The organism is Gemmatimonadota bacterium (assembly GCA_026706845.1).
Classification (GTDB): Bacteria; Latescibacterota; UBA2968; order UBA2968; family UBA2968; genus VXRD01.
Genome location: JAPOXY010000107.1, coordinates 1 through 19,023 on the forward strand (window position 1 = coordinate 1; position 19,023 = coordinate 19,023).

Consider the following 19,023-nt stretch of genomic DNA (forward strand, 5'->3'; position numbering starts at 1 on the left):
TTGTTTGCTCGCTGCACCCAAAGTGTTCTGCAAGTTTGTACCTATTCCAATTGGGATGCTGTTGTACAACCTTAAGTATGTCTTCTTTTGTAAGATTAATTTTCCGACGAGAAATGTTTTCCGCCATAATTTTCGGCATCGTATCATCCTTATAACACAATATATCGGCAATATTGATCACCAAAAATCCGCCGGGTTTCACAATGGGAAAATGTAGCTTAATCACCTTTTGCAGAAGATTTTTCCAATCTTCAAATGATAAATCCTTCTCGTATTCTTTCCCGACGTAATACGGAGGCGACCAGATACTGAGCGCAATGGATTCCCGCTCAATTCTCCCCAAAAGCTCCTGCGAATCGCCGTGATATATCGCGTTTGGTGTAAGTGATTTAAACAAGTTTACGATTGCCATGACCCTATACACTCCTATCCTTTTTGATCAATAGGTAAGCGTTTGTACTCGCCACGAAGCCTTGGCCTTTAATCTGCTAAAGCCTACTCTTACTCTGAAATCTTCACCTAATGTCGGTGCATTTCTACCAGCCAGCCAGATACCATCATCAACCGTTGGATTATACTTTTCTTGCAATTTTCCATTTGGAATTGCTGCAATCGTCACTTCACGCAAATGATGGCGACCTAAATGATCGTCATCGTATCTAAAATGGATAAGGCATGTCGTTGTGAGATAATTTTTATCTTCATATCTGGATATTTCTGGCAAGAATCCTTTTTCATTCACCTGATCACCAGATCGCCTTTGTCTCACCCACATGGAAGTCTGTGACATCTGAATCGTTGCAGAACGATTTTCCTTTTCTGCTTTTGAGTCAATAAATAATGCCTGTCTGACGGTTTGATCAGGGAGGATCACATATCTTGCTTTTTTATAATCGACTGTTCCATATACTCTCTGTTGCACATTAAACCCGGAAAGCCGATCAAGCAATTCTCGCGTTATATCTTCAGCAATATCTTTAACACTATCGGGCGACCTAAAAAATACTTCATGTGCTTCCATTCCAAAATCATAAACCGCTTGAAATATCCAACGCAACGTGAGCTTTTCGATTTCCTCGATTTCATCCAGGGATAAAATTTTGGGGTCTTTTTCCGTCATGTATTTACGTGATGTGTGACTTCAAAATGGATATTTGATTTTGCTACAAACATAGACAGAAATTTATATGCTGTCAACCACCGCCAAGTGTTATATCCTGCCGCAAACCACAACCCCATTTTGAACCGTCTGGCGTTCGTGTTGCAGATTTTGAAAGCAGAATGCGATCATTCAAATGGCGCCGTCGCTTCGAAGTTTCTCAATCTCTGATATTGAATATCCGAGATATTCGCTCAGAACCTGCTCGTTGTGTTCTCCCAATGAAGGCCCGTGTCGGGGTTCAACCGATCCGCCGCCGACATCTATGGGACTCGCCACCACTCGAACGGCTCCGAACTCCGGATGCGGCAACTCCAGTATCATATTATCCTCGGCCACCTGCGGGTCGGCAAAAGCCTGCTCAACCGTATTCACGGGCGCGCAGGGCACCTTGTCCTTGAGCAGTGCCAGCCAATCGGCGGTTGTCTTCTTGCGAAATAGATCCTTCAGAATCGGAACCAGGATATCCCGATTCTCTAGGCGATCCGCAAAAGAGCAGAACCGGGAATCCTCCGCCAGTTCCGGCACCCCCAGAACGCGTACTAGATTTTGAAAGAACTTCTCCTTTGCGCACATGATCACGAGCCATCCGTCCTTAGTCGGCACCACCTGCGACGGAATCTGTGACGGATGAGAAGAATCGGGCGTCCGATGCGCCTGATACCCTCTGGTCAGGAACCACGCCGCCACATATCCCAGATTCGCCAGTGCCGTATCGAACAAATTCACATCTACGTCGCACCCCAAGCCCGTCTGTCTGGCGCGGAAAATCGCGCTGACCATGCCCAAGGACGCCATGGTGCCCGCGCCGAGATCCACGAGAGAAAGTCCTGTCTTCGTCGGTGGACCGTCTGGCTCGCCCGTAAGACTCATCCATCCGGCATATCCCTGCATCAGATAATCGTATCCCGGTTCGCCTGCCCGAGACCCATGCCGTCCGAACGCGGAAAGCGAGCAACACACAATTGAAGCCTTGATTGCACTCAGCGCCGGATAGTCCAGACCCAGCCGGGCCGGAAGGTCTCCGCGCAGATTGTTGAACACCCCATCCGAAATCCCCACCAACCGATGCAACGCCTCCCTCGCTCCTGGATGCTGCAAATTCAGCGTCATACTCTTCTTGTTCCGGTTGAAACTCTGGAAATACACGCTATCCTGTTCAGCGGTATAGGGAGGCACATAACGCGCGACATCGCCACCAGTCTCGGGATTCTCGATCTTGATGATCTCCGCCCCAAGGTCCGCCAGCATCATCGTTGCCCACGGACCCGCTCCGAACTGCTCCACCGAGACAATCCTTATTCCATGCAGGGGAGGATGTTGGTTTTGATCGTGCAAGTTAACCCTCTTCTTTTTCAATCGGCCTGCTGGTCATTGGGCTTTCCCTCAAGACGATCCAGGATCCATCGCGCCCGTTCCAGAATCGGCCTATCTACCATCCGGCCATCTACAGTCGCCGGGCCTTCGTCTGCCCGCCGTTCAAAAGCCTCAACAATTCGCCGTGCCCACCTCTCCTCGACCTCCGTGGGACTGAAAATTTCATTCACTGCCCCAACCTGACCCGGATGGATCACAGCTTTTCCGGCAAACCCCAGATCCCTGGCCTGCCGCGCCTCCGCGGCCAGCCCGTCAAGATCACCGATGTCCGTAAACACCTTGTCTATAGCCCGGATTTGTCCGCTTGCTGAAGCCACCGCCAGCGCCGACCGAGCGTAATTGACCAATCCCTGTCCCGGATGCGAAAAGAGGCCCATATCCAGCGCGAAATCCTCCGCGCCGAACATAAGCCCCACCAGCCTGGGTGTAACGGATGCGATCGCAGGCGCCTGAACCAGACCCCGGGCACTCTCAATGATTGCCAGAAGCCCGACGCCTCCGGATGGAATACCCGCTCTGGTCTCGTGCCGGTCCAGCCACTGGCACACCTGAAGCACATCCGCCGGTCCCTGCACTTTGGGCAACACGAGTCCCTGCAGCCCCGCACGCGCGATCATCGCCTGTAGATCGGCGTCCAATTCGGAGGAACCGGCCTCGTGAACCCTGACGAATCGCATTGGGCCGCCACGCGCGCCATCCAGCGCGGCAGCGACACGGCTGCGCGCAACATCCTTCTCGGCCTCCGGGACGCCGTCCTCCAGATCGAATATCAGCACATCCGCCGGCAGCCCCAGAGCCTTGTCGATCATACGCTGCCGGTGCCCCGGCACAAAAAGCCAGGACCGCATCGACTTCACCCTTCTTTCTCCTCGTGAATTTCGGGAAAAGTATCCGCCAACGGCGCATGCGCCCTCTTATAGACCATCACGCTGCGAATCAGATCTATGACGACGCGGCCGTGCTGATTCACGCCCCGCGTGCGCACCTTCACAATGCCCGCTTCCGGGAACGACTTTGACTCTCGCCTGGCGAGCACCTCCGTCTCGCAATAGAGCGTATCGCCCACAAATACCGGGTTTGGAAGCCGGATCTCGCTCCAACCCAGGTTCGCCATCGCCTGCTCGCTCACGTCCGGGACACTCATTCCCACGACCAGCGCGAGCGTAAACGTGCTGTTCACCAGAATCTTTCCCCACCGCGTCCGGCGGGCGTACTCCTCGTCAAAGTGAAGCGGATTGGTATTCAGGGTCAGGTGTGTAAACAACTGATTGTCAGCCGTCGTCACCGTCCGCCCGAACCGGCTTCGATAGACTTCGCCCACCTCGAAATCCTCATAGCATCTCCCGGTCCAGCCCGGTATCACTTTTTTCTCTATTTTCTCCATAAGACCCCTTTGCGTCGTCAAATAACGCCTAATATAAATTGCTACAATCCGATGTCCACCGCTTTATCGCCCCTCTCTACTCATCACTCGTTCGTCCCTCCCCGCATCTCAAAGATACGCACGACAATGTACATACCGAGTGAAACAATAAAAAAGACGAGCAACATCCACGCGATAGATTGCAGGGACTCGATAATCGTGCGATAGATCTCGAGCACCCAGCGTTCGGTAGTCAACTCAAAGGGAGGCATATCTCGGGATTCACCTGCGGAATCGAAAGACTCCTGCGGCAGAATATAACGCTCCAGTGAACGGACACGCACACCGCCAGAAATACCCACCACAAAAATCGCAAACTTCATATAGCGCACCCACGCGCTTGCTATCGCATCGTCAATAAGCCGGTGAAGAATACTATTGATCGCGCTGCTAAATGCACGCACGGCAATAAAAGACACGAGAGCGGCGACGACGAGAGTGATGAGAAGAAGTGTGAAGAACATAGGAGGACCTCCGTAGTAGTGACCAATTTCAGTATTATACGTGTTAGAAAGGCGTGAGTTCCTACAGTACTTTTACACCTATTCATGCCTCAGTATTTCTACTGGATTAGTATGCGCAACCCTGAACGCCTGCGTACCAACCGTCAAAAGTGCGATCAGAAGCGCGAGCAAACCCGACAACACAAACGACCATAAACTCAGGGATGTGCGATACGCAAAATTTTGCAAATAGGTATTTGTAAAATAATAGGCAACGGGCCAGGCAATGAGATTGGCGACAAGCACCAGCTTCAAAAACGCTTTGGACAACAACAAAACAACACTTGAAATAGACGCACCGAGCACCTTGCGAATACCAATCTCGCGCTTGCGGCGTTCAGCCGTAAAAGCCGCCAGACCGAACAAACCCAAACACGCCAGCAAACACACCAACCCGGCAAAAGCGATAACAGCCTGCCCCAAAACCCTTTCCGCCCGATAAATCGCATCGAGTTCCTCATCGAGAAATGTAAACGCAAAGGGCTTATCGGCTGGCATAAATGTATCCCAGGTCTCCTCGAGAAAGGGTCGAACCGCTAAAAAATCGCGCACCCGCAACGCCAGATAATCGAAAAACCACTGCCGATAAGCAAAAACCGCCGGACCAATCGGTTCACGAAGAGAAGCGTAGTGAAAATCCGCAATCACGCCAATCACAGTCCCCCTGGCATCATCTTCTGAACGCGCCCTTCCAAAACGCCGCCCCACGGCATCCTCCACCGTCCACCCAAGCGCGCGCACAGCGGTCTCATTGAGAATATACGCATGCGTGCGGTCGCGCTCAACCCCGGGCGAAAACGTGCGACCAGCTATAATGGACACACCGAAAGTAGCAAAAAAATCTTCATCAGCCTCCTGCACGGGCATTCGCCACTCGGTATGATCCTGACCTTCCGGTTTAACAATCCGCACAAAACCACCGCCATCTTGCCCGGGCAAAAAGCGAAAAGCAGACGCCGAAACAATATTGGGATGTTCCAAAAACGCCTGCTTTACAGTATTGTACTGTGCCACGAGCCAGGGATCCTCATTGGTCTTGAGCCGACGATCCAGCTTAAAGATCGGCAGCAAAACGAGATGCTCTTTGTCAAAACCGAGATCCTTGTGCTGAATAAAGTCCAACTGCCGATAAATAACATCCGCAACAATCATAAGCAAAATGGCAATAGCAAATTGCGCGACAACCAGAACCTGCCGAAGCCGCGCACCCGGCAAATACGCGACGCCCTTGAGCACATCAGCCGGACGAAACCCCGAAAAATAAAACGCGGGATACACTCCCGCCATCAAACCCACGAACACGGCAAGCGCAAAAAGACCCGGCAAGAGCACGAACAGCATCGGCGCGTCAAGAGCGTAATGCGCGCCCGTCCACGCACTCAGTTCCAACAGCGCGACGCGCGCCAGAGGCACGGCTACAACCACAGCGAAAAGCGCGAGCAAAACCGTCTCGCACAAAAACTGTTGAACCAACTGACCGCGACGCGCGCCAACCACCTTTCGCATCCCCACCTCGCGCGCCCGATACATCGAACGCGCCGTGGCGAGATTGACAAAATTGATCGCCGCAATCGCCAGAACCAGCACCGCGATCACCGCAAAAAGATAGAGCGCCTGCACATTGCCGCCCGAAGGCAAATTGTAATCCCGAATCCCATACAGATGCACCCGCGCAAGAGGCTGCAAGCGAAACGAAAGAATGCGGCGCACATCCGCACCCATATGCCGTTCAATAACACCCGACATCTTTGCTTCGAATTCACCTGCATCTACCCCATCGCGCAAACGCACAAAAGTCTCAATACCCGCCTGTTGCACCAGCCCCCGCCACTGCGTCCAATCAAAAATAGCCTCCACTGTCCGCCCATTGGTAAAATGCAACAAATCAAACCGAATGGACGAAAACCTCGGAGGCGTCTGCAAAACAGCGGCAACCGTATAATCGCCACCGTAATACCGCTCGCGAATCGTAATAACCTTGCCTATGGGATCGGCCTCGCCGAACAACCGCTCAGCCGCTGATTGCGTAATCGCAATCCGATACGGCTGCGACAACGCGCTGGCATCACCAATAGCAAAAGGAAAGTGAAACAGCTCAAAAAACCGGTCGTCAACCTGCCCCTGCACCAGCGTAAGCTCTCGGTCCTCATACCGCACCACAACCGGATAAATGCGATTCTTGGACGCCAACTCAACTTCGGGCATCTCCGCCTCAAGTGTCCGCGCGAGCGCCCCCGAAGTCAGCCACCGCACCTGCACCTGCTCATTGCTCACCCGCTCCCGCAAAACCCGATAAATGCGATGCACATCCGGATGAAACCGGTCATAACTCATCTCGGAATAAATAATCACAATCGCCATCACACAACACGACAGCCCCACAATAAGACTGAGCAAATTGATCAGCGTATCGCGCTTGTGCGACCACAGGTTGCGGCATGCGATGGTGAAATAGTTAGAGAACATGAGAATCTAAACAAACACATAATCCTCGGGATCGGGCGCCCGCGTTTGCTTCCAGAACTCGTGCATTGAAAACGGCCAATTTTGCGTCACCCGACCCGCCTCGTTCTTATACCAGCTCCGAACATTTGGCGCACCCCAGGCCATCTCCAGATTACCCGCATCAATACGCTCATTATACCGATCGTGCACATCCCGTTTGCAATCCATCGCAGCGCGTCCCGTCTCAATCAAAAGCTTAATACACCCCAGGATATACCTCATCTCGCACTCAGAAAAAAAGATAATACTCCCATTCACAACAATATTCGTATTTGGCCCATACATACAAAAAAAATTGGGAAATCCCGGAATAGAAACACCTTTATACGCGCGAGGATCGCCATCCCAATGCGCCTGTAAATCCCTGCGCCCAACCCCCTCAAACGTCATCGGCCACAACATCCGACTCGGCTGAAACCCCGTGCCGTAAATCAGCACATCAAAATCATAGTCCTCACCCGACCGCGTCTCCAAACCAGAATCCGTAATCCTCGCAATCGGATCCGTAATAAGATGCACATTCTCCCGCTTCAGAGTGTGCAACCACAGACCATTATCCCACAACATGCGCTTGCCAGCCGGCGGAAAATCTGGAATACACTTCTGCATCAACTCGGGATCATCGCCCAGCACCGACTCGATATATTCTATAATCCGCTGGCGCACCTTGTCATTCGCCTTGCTCACCGCGCGTTCCTGATGCGGCCACGCCGGATCCTTTTTCGCCGCACCGAGCATCCCTTCTGCCGAACGCCAGAACATAAACAACCGAAACCACTTGGCGTAAAACGGTACATGATTCAAAAGATAGTGTTGCCCCGCTGGTACATCCGCGTGATAATGCGGATTGGGCTGAATCCAGGGCGGCGTGCGCTGAAACACAAAAACCTCGCGCGCCTGTTTTGCGATCTCCGGCACAAACTGAAAGGCACTCGCACCCGTACCAATCACCCCAACGCGCTTATCCGCCAAATCGCATTCCCGCGGCCATCGCGCAGAATGAAAAGCAATCCCCCGATAGCACTCGCGCCCCGCAATATCCGGCAACTTCGGGCGATTGAGTTGCCCCACAGCGCTGATAATGGCATTCGCCTCAATCGTCTGCCGCACCCCCTCTTTGTCCCGCACCTCAACCTTCCAGACCTTGCCCTCTTCATCAAAACGCCCGCACACAACCTCTGTCTGAAACCGGACATGCTCGCGCAGGCGAAAATCCGCTGCAAACTGCTTGAAATAATCGAGAAGCACCCGCTGCGTAGAAAAATACTGCGGCCAATTCTTGGGCACAAAAGAATAGGAATACGAATGATTCGGACTATCAACGCGGCATCCGGGATACGTATTCTCCAGCCATGTCCCACCCACATCGGCATTCTTCTCCACCACCGTAAACGAAATCCCAGCCTCTTGAAGCCGATGCGCCGCCAGCAACCCGGACATCCCCGCCCCAATAATCAACACGCGAAAATCTCTCTTCTTATCCTCGGGCAAATCATCCATACCCGGAGGCACAAAAGGATCCTCGCCATTCAAAGACAACTCCCCCTCCAAAAACGCCCCGTAATCTTCGGGAATCTCCTCTCCAATCATAAAATTCATCATCTCCCAAACCCGCGCCCGGTCCGGTGCAGGAGGCAGAGTACAACCGCGATCCCGATAGGCCTTCAACACCTCAAAAGCAATCTCCCGAACAACCGCCTGCTGATCCTCTTTCACACCCGCCTGTGGATCCGCCAGATTCCTCGCCCGTGGACGAATCTCCCCCCGCACAATGCCCATATCCCCGGTCAAATGCACCAGTGAAACCATCAACGCCGGAATATTCGCATCCTCCAACGCCGCCCGGATCGCCTCGTCATCTTCAACAATCGGTTCCCATGTATCAAACGCCTGACCAGCCATCTTCCTCTCTCCACTCACGACACAGGTTGTGCAGCTACGCCATCCGGCATCTCCTCTCGCTCCCGCTGAAGCTGCCCTTCGGGATCGACCCACTGACTCACAATCAGCGAAATCAGAGCCAGAACAGCACCACTAAAGAAAATCACCTGATAGCCAAAATAGTGCCATGCGAAACCGCCCAAAAGCGGTGCCGCAACCGAAGCCACGTGATTCATCGTCACACCCATCGCAAGCGACGGCTTGAGATCCGACTCCGGCGCAATCTTGTGCAAATACGTCGTCAGCGCAATCCCGCCAAAAAAGATAATATTATCGACACAATACAAAACGTACAGCGTTGGTCGATGCGTCACCACCGCGTAGCCCACAAACACAAAAGTCAACCCGATATAACTGAGCGACAGCATCTTCCGCTCGCCGTACTGATCCACCAACTTGCCCATCGTCGGCGCAGTCAGCGTAATCAACGTCTGATTCATCAGCACCAGAATCATCGTCGTATGCACGGGCATCCCGTGTATCTTCACCAGAGCAAAAATCGCAAACGTAATAAACATCTGCTTCCGCATACCCTGCAAAAAATTCAGCGCATAATACAGACCATACCGCCGCTTAAACACAAAACTCCGCTCGTCGGGTGGCCGCTTGCGAGACGCAAACAAAATGGCAAAACCGCCGCCCACAGTAGCGGCACCCGCCATAATAAACAAACCATTGTACCCGACAAAATCATAAGCCAATTTACAAATCAGAATAGACAACAACCACGCCACACTATTCACACTGCGCAACTGCCCCAACCATTTTCCCTTCTTACCCTCTGGCGAAAAAAGCAACGCCATCGACTGCTCCATAGGGAGCCAGCAGTGAAACCCCACACCCCACACAAACGAATACACCGCCAGCAAAAAAACCGAATCAACCTGGGCATAAGCCATAATGCCCGCACCCATAACCATCAGCGAAATCGCAGCCACAACAGGAGGCGCGAACCGCACCATCAGCGCGACAAAAAACGCATTCATAAACCCCGACACCTCGCGCAGGGCTTCCACATATCCCAATTCGTGCGCGTCGATATTCAGGCGATCAACAACAAAGTTGTTGTAAAGCGTCAACTGCACGCCAAAAAAAATCCCCTGCGAAGCAACCGCAAGCGCCAGCAACCGAAAGTCCCGATTCCACTCAGAAATTGGATTATTCAAAAAAACTCCTTTAATTCCCCAACGGCTCCCACACATCGCCAAAAATAGACCGCAACTGCGCCATATCTTCATCTGGCAAAGGCGAACCGAGAATCGCCTTCACATTCTCCTCCAAGTGCTCGATATTAGCGGTCCCCGACAGCACCACACCCATCGCGGGGTGTGCATTCACATACTTATACCCCGCCGCGGGCAACGACGTAACATCGCCCTTGATCAGCCATCCCAACGGATCCTCATCTTTTAGCGCATCTCGCGCAATCAAACCCTTATCCTTTGCATACGCAATGCGCTCTTTGAGCACATCGGGTCTGGCCAGTGCCCGCCGAACAGCAACCATGCAAATCACGCCCACATCTCGCTCCTGACACATAGGCAAAACCTCGTGCTCGGGCGTTGGACTCAACAAATTGTAACCCACCATCGCCGTATCGAATAAATCATCCGACAGCGCCATAGAAAACATCTCGTGTTTGTGGTCTTCGGCATACGTCTCACTCACCCCGATAAACCCGAACTTCCCCTGATCTTTCAACCTCTCCACCGTGGGCCACAGCCCCTCAATAGCCTCAGAATACTGATGCGGACGAACACCGTGCCACTGCATCACATCGACATAATCCACCTGCAAACGCTTCAAACTGCGCTCAATAGTATCGACGACTTCCTCTGGACCCACAAACTCATCACTCTTGTGACGATGGGCGTGAAATTTCGTCGCCAGAATATAATCATCGCGTGGCACGCCCTTAAGTGCATTTCCGATAATCGTTTCACTCTCGCCATACGCAGCAGCCGTATCGAAAAAATTTATACCGAGATCCAGCGCGCGCTGCACCAATTGATTCACACCCGCCTGATCGACACCTGTATTTTGTCCCATTTGCGTAGGTCCACCGCCGCCAATCCCCATAATCGAAACCTTCAAACCCGTGCGCCCCAATATGCGATATTCCATAAAACCTCCTTTGAATGTATCCAATATAGGATATAGCAACACCCCTCGCCATTATTTTAACCAATGTCACCTTGACAAATCCCACAGGCAAAAGTATATTCGTACTAAATCTTACAGGGTCGTGCCATGATCCCTGAAACGCATACTTCAATCCTAAGGAGGCCACGTATGGCACGAGGAGTCAACAAAGTTATCTTGATCGGCAATGCTGGCGCCGATCCCGAGCTTCGATACACGCCAGGAGGCACAGCCGTATCGAACTTCAGCATCGCCACCAACGAAAGCTGGACCGACAGCGGTGGTGAAAGACAAGAACGCACCGAATGGCACCGCATTGTGGTATGGGGCCGTTTGGCTGAAATCTGCAACCAGTATCTGCGCAAAGGCAGCAAAGTCTATATCGAAGGCAAGTTACAAACGCGCAGTTGGGAAGGGCAAGATGGGCTAAAGCGCTACACCACCGAAGTAGTTGCCCGCGATATGCAACTGCTCGATGCTCGCGGTGAAATGGGAGGTGTGGATGGTGGCTATGGCGGCGCGCCTCAGGGTGACGGGTCTCAGGGAAGATCACAGCCAACAGATTCTGCATCGGACGACAAAGCCGCTTCAGATCCACCTCCTTATGCTGCAGACGACGACCTGCCATTTTAGTCGCGATACAAACGACAAAGCCCGCACGATTTCTGTGCGGGCTTTATTATTTTTTATACATCTGTGGAACCTAATCCCCTCTCCCCCGATAAATCTTCTGTATAGCCCCAACCAGAAAATCTTCGGCAACTTGAAAAATCTGCTCGCCCATCTCCGCCGTCGCAGGGCGCGGATCGCCCAACCCCCCGTGCTCGGTATTCTGATCAAACCGCTTGTACAGACGCAAACCAGGAATACTCTCCTGGCGGCGTTGCCCATCCCTGTGTAACGCATCTGTCTTCACCAGATCGGGATCTATCGCCATAATCATAGCGGTCTCACACTCGCCAGCATGTCCAGATCCCTTTGTCCCCAGCGACAAAATTTCATTAATTTTCTTATTCGACGGTTCGGCGTACGGCGTCGTCGTATAGAGATTGATATCTTCATGCCACTCCATAACGCGCTGGCGCAAAACCGAAATATTGGGCTCATTGCCCCCGTGGCTATTAATGAGCAGAAACTGCGTAAAACCGTGTTCAATCATACAAGCGAGAACATCGTTCATAATCGCCAGATGCGTCTCGGACGACGCAGAAACCGTACCGGGATACTTCATGTGATGCTGCGAATACCCCAGCCACATAACGGGAAGTATCAACACATCCCCAGACAACCGCTTCTCAATGCGATTGACCACCTCCTGAAGAATCATCGTATCTGTAAACACCGGCAAATGCAGACTATGTTGCTCAAGCGACGCCACGGGTATAATAACCACCAGATCCCGCGACAAAGCATCGACATCGGGAGAAGTCATATTGGCGAGAAACATAAAAACTCCTTAAAAATGCGAGTTTAGAATATAGGACAGCATTGTTTATTTAAATTATTTTCGTATATTACACAACAAAATATCCTGGAGGCATTTATGGAATTGGAAAAAGCATTAAAACTCACGTATCAGGGCGAACCCCTGGGCCACTCGTCGGACGACTTTGGCGGCTTGCGCACATCCAATGACGCGATAGATGATCGCGACGAACTCCACCGCCGAATGACAGAGAGTGGCTACTTATTTCTCAAAAATTACCTGAACAAAGATGAAGTATTAGCCGCTCGCCAGGAAGTCATGGATCGGCTCATGGGCGCGGGTGTATTAGACGAACGCTATCCCGCAATCGACGGCATTGCAGCCTCAAAAAAGAAAATTGACGGACGCGCAACGGGATCGTTTATGCCCCTGCTCGCGCGCAACAATCCCCCCCTGGACAAAGTAATCCACGAAGGCCCGATCATGTCGTTTTTTGACTTCTTTTTAGACGGACCTGCGCGCTACTTTGACTACACCTGGTTTCGAGCCAAACAGCCCGGACTGCACACCGCCACCAATCCACACTGCGACATCGTCTATATGGGCCGCGGAACAAAAAACCTCTACACCGCCTGGATACCCTATGGCGATGTACCCTCCTACATGGGCGGATTGATGTTACTCGAAAACTCACACAAATTGCACGATCTGAAAGCGGGATATGGCTCAACAGACGTCGATCTGTACTGCGAAAACAAAGACGATGCCCAGGAAATAGTAGAACGCGCACGCGCCGAAGGGCGGAACTTGACCAATCAAGAACGAGCTTCTATAAAGTGGAACTCGAGCGGATCGTATTCCTCTAATGCCATACCCACCCGCAAAGAACTGGGCGGACGCTGGCTGGTATCGGAATACGAAATGGGAGACCTGCTGATATTTTCGATGTACACCCTCCATTCAAGCTCCGACAACCACTCCAAACAATACCGCATATCATCCGACACGCGCTATCAACTCGCATCGGAACCCGTTGACGAACGCTGGATTGGCGACGACCCACCCGCCCATGGCATTCGCGCCAAACGCGGGATGGTGTGTTAAATCCCCCGCGCCCATTCCCTGACCGCCTCAGAACCTGGATACACGGCGTCCGGCCCTTGCTGCTGAACCTGCTTCTCTCCCAACCACGCCTTCCAATCGCCGCACGCCTGGCTCACCCCGCGCCACGTATCCCCGCATGTACCCATCGCCTCTTGCAAAAGACTATCCAACTCAGCAACCAATTTGGGATCTTCCCCCACCAGATTGCGTTCCTCGTAAGGGTCGTTCTCCAGATCGAACAAAACCCAGGGACCGTTCTCCAAACGCGCGTAATTATATCGCTCGGTTCGCACCCCACGCCACCCGGGCCACACTGCAAAAGTGTGATGCATCGTCGTATAGGCATACGCCTGAGTACGCGCATTGGGCTGCCCCAGAATCGCGCCCGAAAAATCTCCCCCATCCAGATCAGCGGGAACATCGACACCCGTCAACCCACACAAAGTCGGAAAAATATCCGGCGTACCAAACGGCATACTCAAACTACAACCAGCCTCAACCCTGCCCGGCCACCGAATCAAAAACGGAACCTGCGTAGATTCTCGATAAGGCCATCGCTTGCCCCGCAAACCCTGGCTACCCAGCATCTCGCCGTGATCGGATGAGTACATCACAATCGTATTATCCGCCTGCCCGCTCTCTTCCAGCGCGCGCATCAACCGCCCCCACTCAATATCCAGCCCCTCAGTCATCCCGTAATAATGCGCGTACCAATCGCTCACAGCGCTCGCCCTATCACCTGATAGCTTTGACGTATTCGGATGCAAATTCAAATCCCTATCCAGATAAGGCGCGACATAGGGATCCGGTGCTATAAGCGGCGGATGCGGCGGACCCCACGACATAAACAAACACCACGGTCCAGATCCCGCCCGATTTTTAATATACTCAATCGCCCTATCCGTCTCGATCTGCGGTCGATAAAAGCCACCACCCGCAACCGGGTCCCTACTATCCGTGGCATAAGCCCACTCGTAGTAATTATGCGCATTATCACCCACATACCACTCATCGTCAAAACCCAGACGCAACGGATCGCCCGCATCGACCTGAATCTCGCCCAAATGCCACTTGCCAATATACCCGCATCCATACCCGGCCGCGCTAAGCGCCGTGCCAATACACGGATACACACTCAAATCGGGATAAAACCGATTGGTCGTCACCCCCGTATGATGGCCGTATTTGCCCGTCATCAACATCGCGCGATAAGGCGTACACACAGGCGTACTCGAAACCGCTGCATCCAGACGCATCCCCTCAGCGGCAAACGCATCAAATTGAGGCGTATTGAGATCCTCATCGCCATAATAACACCCCATCGCAGACGCCCGCTGCTGATCTGAAAACACATACAATATATTTGGCCTATCATCGGACATGGAAAATCCCCTTCCACTGGTAAATTTAGGAATTGATTAAAAACACTCGACACAATATAATGCACACTCAGAGCAAGTCAAAGATCTGCGCACCAGCGAAAAAACCACATCGGTCTATAAATGAAACTCAAAAACGGCGACATCATCATCGACGACAACTTCCCGTGCAGCAGTGCCAGAGAAATGCGGATAATAGAATCCGGCATAAGCGAAATTGGATACAAAAAAGAAGAAATCCCGCAATGGTTCCAGGACCTGTTGGACGAACTATTCGACGGTGCAGGCGTACCCAAAGAATACATGGCCCATGTGCGCGTGCGTCACCTCGGCAACCGCGCAAAACGGGTAATATTGCGATTCCTACTCAGCAAAAAAGGCGCGAACTACATGTATCCACCCTGGTGGATCTGGCGAGAAAACACGGGATGGGCGTGGGTACCTTATGAAAACACGGACTTTCACCCAACAGAACACATCGACATATCCGTTCACATCCAACCCGGAGAAACCATCCGCATCGCATCCGCCCCTTATGAAGACCCATCCGTCGTCTGCGAAAAAGCGCAACAACTATCCCAACAATACGACATCTGGACATACCGGGAAATCGGTCACTCTGCTCAGGGACGACCAATCTGCGTATTGGAAACCCAACCGCGCGACCTGACACTACTCGTCGATGCCACAATGCAATCCTGCGAACCCGTATCCTGGGGCATCTTGCACATAGCCCACAGCTTGACCGTCCCAACCGCAAACACACAGCGATTATTAGACCACGTACAATTCTGCCTCATGCCCATCACAAATCCCGACGGCGTTTGTGAAGGACGCAGCGTAACCAATGCCATGGGCGAAGTCCCAAAATTCGGAATTAACCACCTCGTAGAAGGCAAAAGCGCGCCCAGAGAAACCGCGGCACTGTGGCAGTACTTCCTCGACAAAAAGCCAGATGCATCCATAGAAGTCCACGCCCACTTTACGCGGCCAGACTTCACGCGAAGCATTGGCATGCACGACAAAGCATCCATGCCGCATCATCTTCGGGCAAAAGCGAAAATCCTCGAACAAGCAATCTTCGAAAACTACCACGTCAAACCGCTGAAAAATCGGAAAGTATTGATCGACCCCCGACAACCCGAACACAACGTCTATGGCGACAAACACATCTGCGAACAAGCCGGCACAATCCGCACCTTTTTACAAGCCATCCCCGACAGCATTGACGCGCACAACGCCGACGTCAAAGAAATGGTAGAAACCGTCGCCCACGCGCTCATCAAATGGCGGGAAACTGGTACATCGTAGAGGCATAACCCATTTATGGAGGAACTCCAATGGCAACACACCTGTCCCCAGAAGAACAAGCGGAAGGATTCACATCCTTATTCAACGGCAAAGACCTGAACGACTGGAGAATTATTGGACCGGAAGAAGGTTGGGAAGTCCAAAACGGATTGATAGTATGCAATGGCGAAGGCAGGGGATGGATACGCCCCAAAGCTATGTACACAGACTTTGTACTGCGCCTGGACTATCGAAACAGCGCGGGAGGAAACAGCGGAATATTCCTGCGGACAAGCGAAGAAGGACGCCCCGCCTATCAGGGAATGGAAATACAAATTTACGACGTACCGCACGACCCACTCAACAATAAATCAAACGGCGCCATCTACGATGCGGTCGCCCCCACGTCCGATCCGTCTCACCCGGCGGGAGAATGGAACGCCATTGAAGTATCCTGCCAAGGAACAATGGTAAACGTCATCATCAACGGACGCGAAGTCATATCCTGTGACACAAGCAAACACCCGGACCTCAAAGACCGCTTGAAAACCGGATACATCGGCCTTCAAAACCACCGCAGCCCCATTAATTTTCGGAATGTACGCATTAAGGTATCATAAAAAAACCACTGGATCGCGGCTCAACACCATGCCGCGATGACGCACGGGACGGCACGGGGACCGTCCCCTACAACATTAACCCTTAAATCACCTGAATATTCATGCCTTAAACGCCTTCAGCACCTGATCAAACGCCTGAGCAGTCTGATCGATATCCGCATCGCTGTGAACCGCAGAAATCACGCCACCGGGCCAGGGCATCACATCGACCCCCTCTGCAATCAAACCGCAGCGAAGCTGATGAATCTGCTTCATCGAAATCCCGCCCTTGAGAACCGAATGGGGCACTGTACCATCGTAAATATCCGAACAAGTGTACGTCTGATCCTCGGACAACGGCAAAAATTGAAACCCCGAAAACTCGCCGTACACGAGCCAGTTCACCCCGCGTCTCTGAATAACATCATTGAGCGCGTTTCTCAACACCTCGCCATTTTGATTGGCCCGGTCAGTAATATCATCTTCCGCAACAATTTTAAGCGTCGTCAACCCTGCACGCGCTGAAACCGGATTCGAATTAAACGTACCCTGATGTGGCACGCGGTATCTGTTATTCCACGAAGCATCGTCGCGATACGTCATCACATCGAGCAAATCCGCGCGCCCCGCAATCGCGCCACCGGGAAAACCACCCGCAACAATCTTCGCAAAAAGAGCCAGATCCGGCGTCACCCCGTAATATTCCTGAGCACCCCCGGGTGCCACGCGAAAACCCGTAATCACCTCATCAAAAATGAGCAAAACCCCGTGTTCTCGAGCAAGAGCGCGAAGCTGGCGCAAAAACTCACCCTGCGTGGGAACCCGCCCAAAACTCGCCCCTGTCGGCTCCAGAATAACCGCGGCAATATCGTCCCGACTCTCAAGCGCCTGTGTGACCTGATCGATATTATTCGGCTCACACAACACGGCATTCTCGATATGATCCTCTGTAATACCACTCGGCGGCGTACCGTCAAAACTCGTCGAAGCACCAAAAGCCACCTGATCGTGCCAACCGTGAAAATTCGTCGTAAAACGCAGAATCTTCGACTTATTCTGAAAAGCGCGCGCAACGCGCAACCCCAAAAGACTCGCCTCTGTACCCGACGACGTAAAACGCACCTTATCGGCACACGGCACCATCCGAATAATCTGCTCTGCCCATTCCAATTCCAACTCGTGTGACGCCCCGTAATGCGTCCCCCTGCTCAACTGCTCCCGCACAGCCTCGGTCACCTCCGGATGATTATGCCCCAAAATCAGCGCACCGTGACCCCCAAAATAATCGACATACTCACACCCATCCACATCCCACTTCCGCCCCCCTTGTGCCCGGGCAACAGAAAGCGGATAGGGCATCAAATAGCGCGTATCGTGCGTCACTCCACTGGGAAAAGTCTCCCGCGCCCGCTGGTACAAAGCGCGGGACTTTGGCGTCTTTGCCATATATTTTTCGATCAACAAATCGCTCATTTCTTGTCCTTTCGATTTTTCAGTATCTACATAATCTCCCACTGTCGGTAAAAGATACGGTTCTGAGCATGTGCATGCAACTGCCACTTCACTCACACTTGCGCGCATTTATCTGAAAAGCCCGTAAAACCCAAGTCATTCAGGCTTGGGTCGCAGGGCGAAGGGCTTAGAATGTATGGGGTGGCTTTAGCTTGGGGGATAGTCAAAGAGGGACTATCGGTGGCGGGGGAGCGGTGTACAAGTGCACCAGCACTTCATCAACAAGATTTATTCTATTTTTAACTTGACACAAACAGCACATAACTATATATTTTTATTATGGTTAAGTCATTAAAATATAGATTGCGCCCAACCAAAAAGCAAGAACAAATCTTGCTGGCGCATATTGACGAATGTCGTATTCTCTATAATCAACTACTCTGTGCGAGAATACAAGCATGGAAAAATGAGAATAAGTCTCTCTCTGAATATGATCAGACCAAAACAATACCATTGTTAAAACAACAACACGCCGCTTTCAAGCACGTATATAGTCAAGTGTTGCAACAAGTATCACACAGAGTAGATTTGGCATTCAAAAGTTTCTTTCGGCGTCTCAAACAGAAGTCAAAGACAGGCGAGAAAGCTGGCTTTCCCAGATACAAAAGTGAGAATCGCTATGATTCTATCACCTATCCTCAGTTTGCCAATGGATGTCGATTG

General features: G+C 52.0%; 17 protein-coding genes. 4 read left to right on the forward strand and 13 right to left on the reverse strand.

The annotated features are described in order from the left end of the window. The 10 genes from OXG87_10705 to OXG87_10750 all read right to left on the reverse strand — a co-directional run. Window positions 1–412, reverse strand: a 412-nt coding sequence (locus OXG87_10705) for a DNA methyltransferase (GenBank protein MCY3870020.1), incomplete at its 3' end; no start/stop codon positions are given. 27 nt (window positions 413–439) lie between these two features. Beyond that, entirely contained in the window at window positions 440–1,120 is a 681-nt protein-coding gene (locus OXG87_10710; protein ID MCY3870021.1) for an SfiI family type II restriction endonuclease, read from the reverse strand. A gap of 171 nt (window positions 1,121–1,291) precedes the next feature. After that, complete coding sequence (locus OXG87_10715; GenBank protein MCY3870022.1) at window positions 1,292–2,497, reverse strand: CoA transferase; 1,206 nt, start codon at window positions 2,495–2,497, stop codon at window positions 1,292–1,294. A 17-nt stretch (window positions 2,498–2,514) separates the two neighbouring features. Next, complete coding sequence (locus OXG87_10720; GenBank protein MCY3870023.1) at window positions 2,515–3,384, reverse strand: CoA ester lyase; 870 nt, start codon at window positions 3,382–3,384, stop codon at window positions 2,515–2,517. A 5-nt stretch (window positions 3,385–3,389) separates the two neighbouring features. Beyond that, window positions 3,390–3,920, reverse strand: coding sequence for a MaoC family dehydratase (locus OXG87_10725; GenBank protein ID MCY3870024.1), 531 nt, complete (start codon window positions 3,918–3,920; stop codon window positions 3,390–3,392). 83 nt (window positions 3,921–4,003) lie between these two features. Further along, on the reverse strand, window positions 4,004–4,423 hold the full coding sequence (locus OXG87_10730) for a hypothetical protein (GenBank protein MCY3870025.1): 420 nt from the start codon (window positions 4,421–4,423) through the stop codon (window positions 4,004–4,006). Between the two features lie 78 nt (window positions 4,424–4,501). Further along, window positions 4,502–6,928 carry an ABC transporter permease gene (locus tag OXG87_10735; GenBank protein ID MCY3870026.1) on the reverse strand — a complete coding sequence of 809 codons (2,427 nt, stop codon included), beginning with the start codon at window positions 6,926–6,928 and terminating at the stop codon, window positions 4,502–4,504. Between the two features lie 6 nt (window positions 6,929–6,934). Then, window positions 6,935–8,869 carry an NAD(P)/FAD-dependent oxidoreductase gene (locus tag OXG87_10740; protein MCY3870027.1) on the reverse strand — a complete coding sequence of 645 codons (1,935 nt, stop codon included), beginning with the start codon at window positions 8,867–8,869 and terminating at the stop codon, window positions 6,935–6,937. Between the two features lie 14 nt (window positions 8,870–8,883). Then, window positions 8,884–10,074 (reverse strand): MFS transporter, encoded by a 1,191-nt coding sequence (locus tag OXG87_10745; GenBank protein ID MCY3870028.1) that lies wholly within the window; start codon window positions 10,072–10,074, stop codon window positions 8,884–8,886. Between the two features lie 10 nt (window positions 10,075–10,084). Continuing rightward, complete coding sequence (locus OXG87_10750) at window positions 10,085–11,032, reverse strand: aldo/keto reductase (GenBank protein MCY3870029.1); 948 nt, start codon at window positions 11,030–11,032, stop codon at window positions 10,085–10,087. Between the two features lie 168 nt (window positions 11,033–11,200). On the opposite strand from OXG87_10750, the gene OXG87_10755 reads away from it, so the two are divergent. Next, window positions 11,201–11,683 (forward strand): single-stranded DNA-binding protein, encoded by a 483-nt coding sequence (locus OXG87_10755; protein MCY3870030.1) that lies wholly within the window; start codon window positions 11,201–11,203, stop codon window positions 11,681–11,683. Window positions 11,684–11,753: 70 nt separating this feature from the next. Here the strand turns inward: OXG87_10755 and OXG87_10760 are convergent, their stop codons facing one another. Then, on the reverse strand, window positions 11,754–12,497 hold the full coding sequence (locus tag OXG87_10760; GenBank protein ID MCY3870031.1) for a creatininase family protein: 744 nt from the start codon (window positions 12,495–12,497) through the stop codon (window positions 11,754–11,756). A 96-nt stretch (window positions 12,498–12,593) separates the two neighbouring features. On the opposite strand from OXG87_10760, the gene OXG87_10765 reads away from it, so the two are divergent. After that, complete coding sequence (locus OXG87_10765) at window positions 12,594–13,580, forward strand: phytanoyl-CoA dioxygenase family protein (GenBank protein ID MCY3870032.1); 987 nt, start codon at window positions 12,594–12,596, stop codon at window positions 13,578–13,580. On the opposite strand, the gene OXG87_10770 is transcribed toward OXG87_10765, so the two are convergent. Beyond that, window positions 13,577–14,962: a sulfatase gene (locus OXG87_10770; GenBank protein ID MCY3870033.1), complete on the reverse strand. Its 1,386-nt coding sequence runs from the start codon at window positions 14,960–14,962 to the stop codon at window positions 13,577–13,579. The two genes, OXG87_10765 and OXG87_10770, sit on opposite strands and share 4 nt — an antisense overlap. 120 nt (window positions 14,963–15,082) lie before the next feature. On the opposite strand from OXG87_10770, the gene OXG87_10775 reads away from it, so the two are divergent. Together OXG87_10775 and OXG87_10780 are read left to right on the forward strand one after the other, a co-directional pair. Next, on the forward strand, window positions 15,083–16,270 hold the full coding sequence (locus tag OXG87_10775; GenBank protein MCY3870034.1) for a M14 family zinc carboxypeptidase: 1,188 nt from the start codon (window positions 15,083–15,085) through the stop codon (window positions 16,268–16,270). Between the two features lie 29 nt (window positions 16,271–16,299). Then, a complete protein-coding gene (locus OXG87_10780) occupies window positions 16,300–16,869 on the forward strand; it encodes a DUF1080 domain-containing protein (GenBank protein ID MCY3870035.1) in 570 nt (189 codons plus the stop codon). Window positions 16,870–16,968: 99 nt separating this feature from the next. Here the strand turns inward: OXG87_10780 and OXG87_10785 are convergent, their stop codons facing one another. Further along, entirely contained in the window at window positions 16,969–18,321 is a 1,353-nt protein-coding gene (locus OXG87_10785) for an aspartate aminotransferase family protein (protein ID MCY3870036.1), read from the reverse strand. Between the last annotated feature and the right edge of the window lie 702 nt (window positions 18,322–19,023).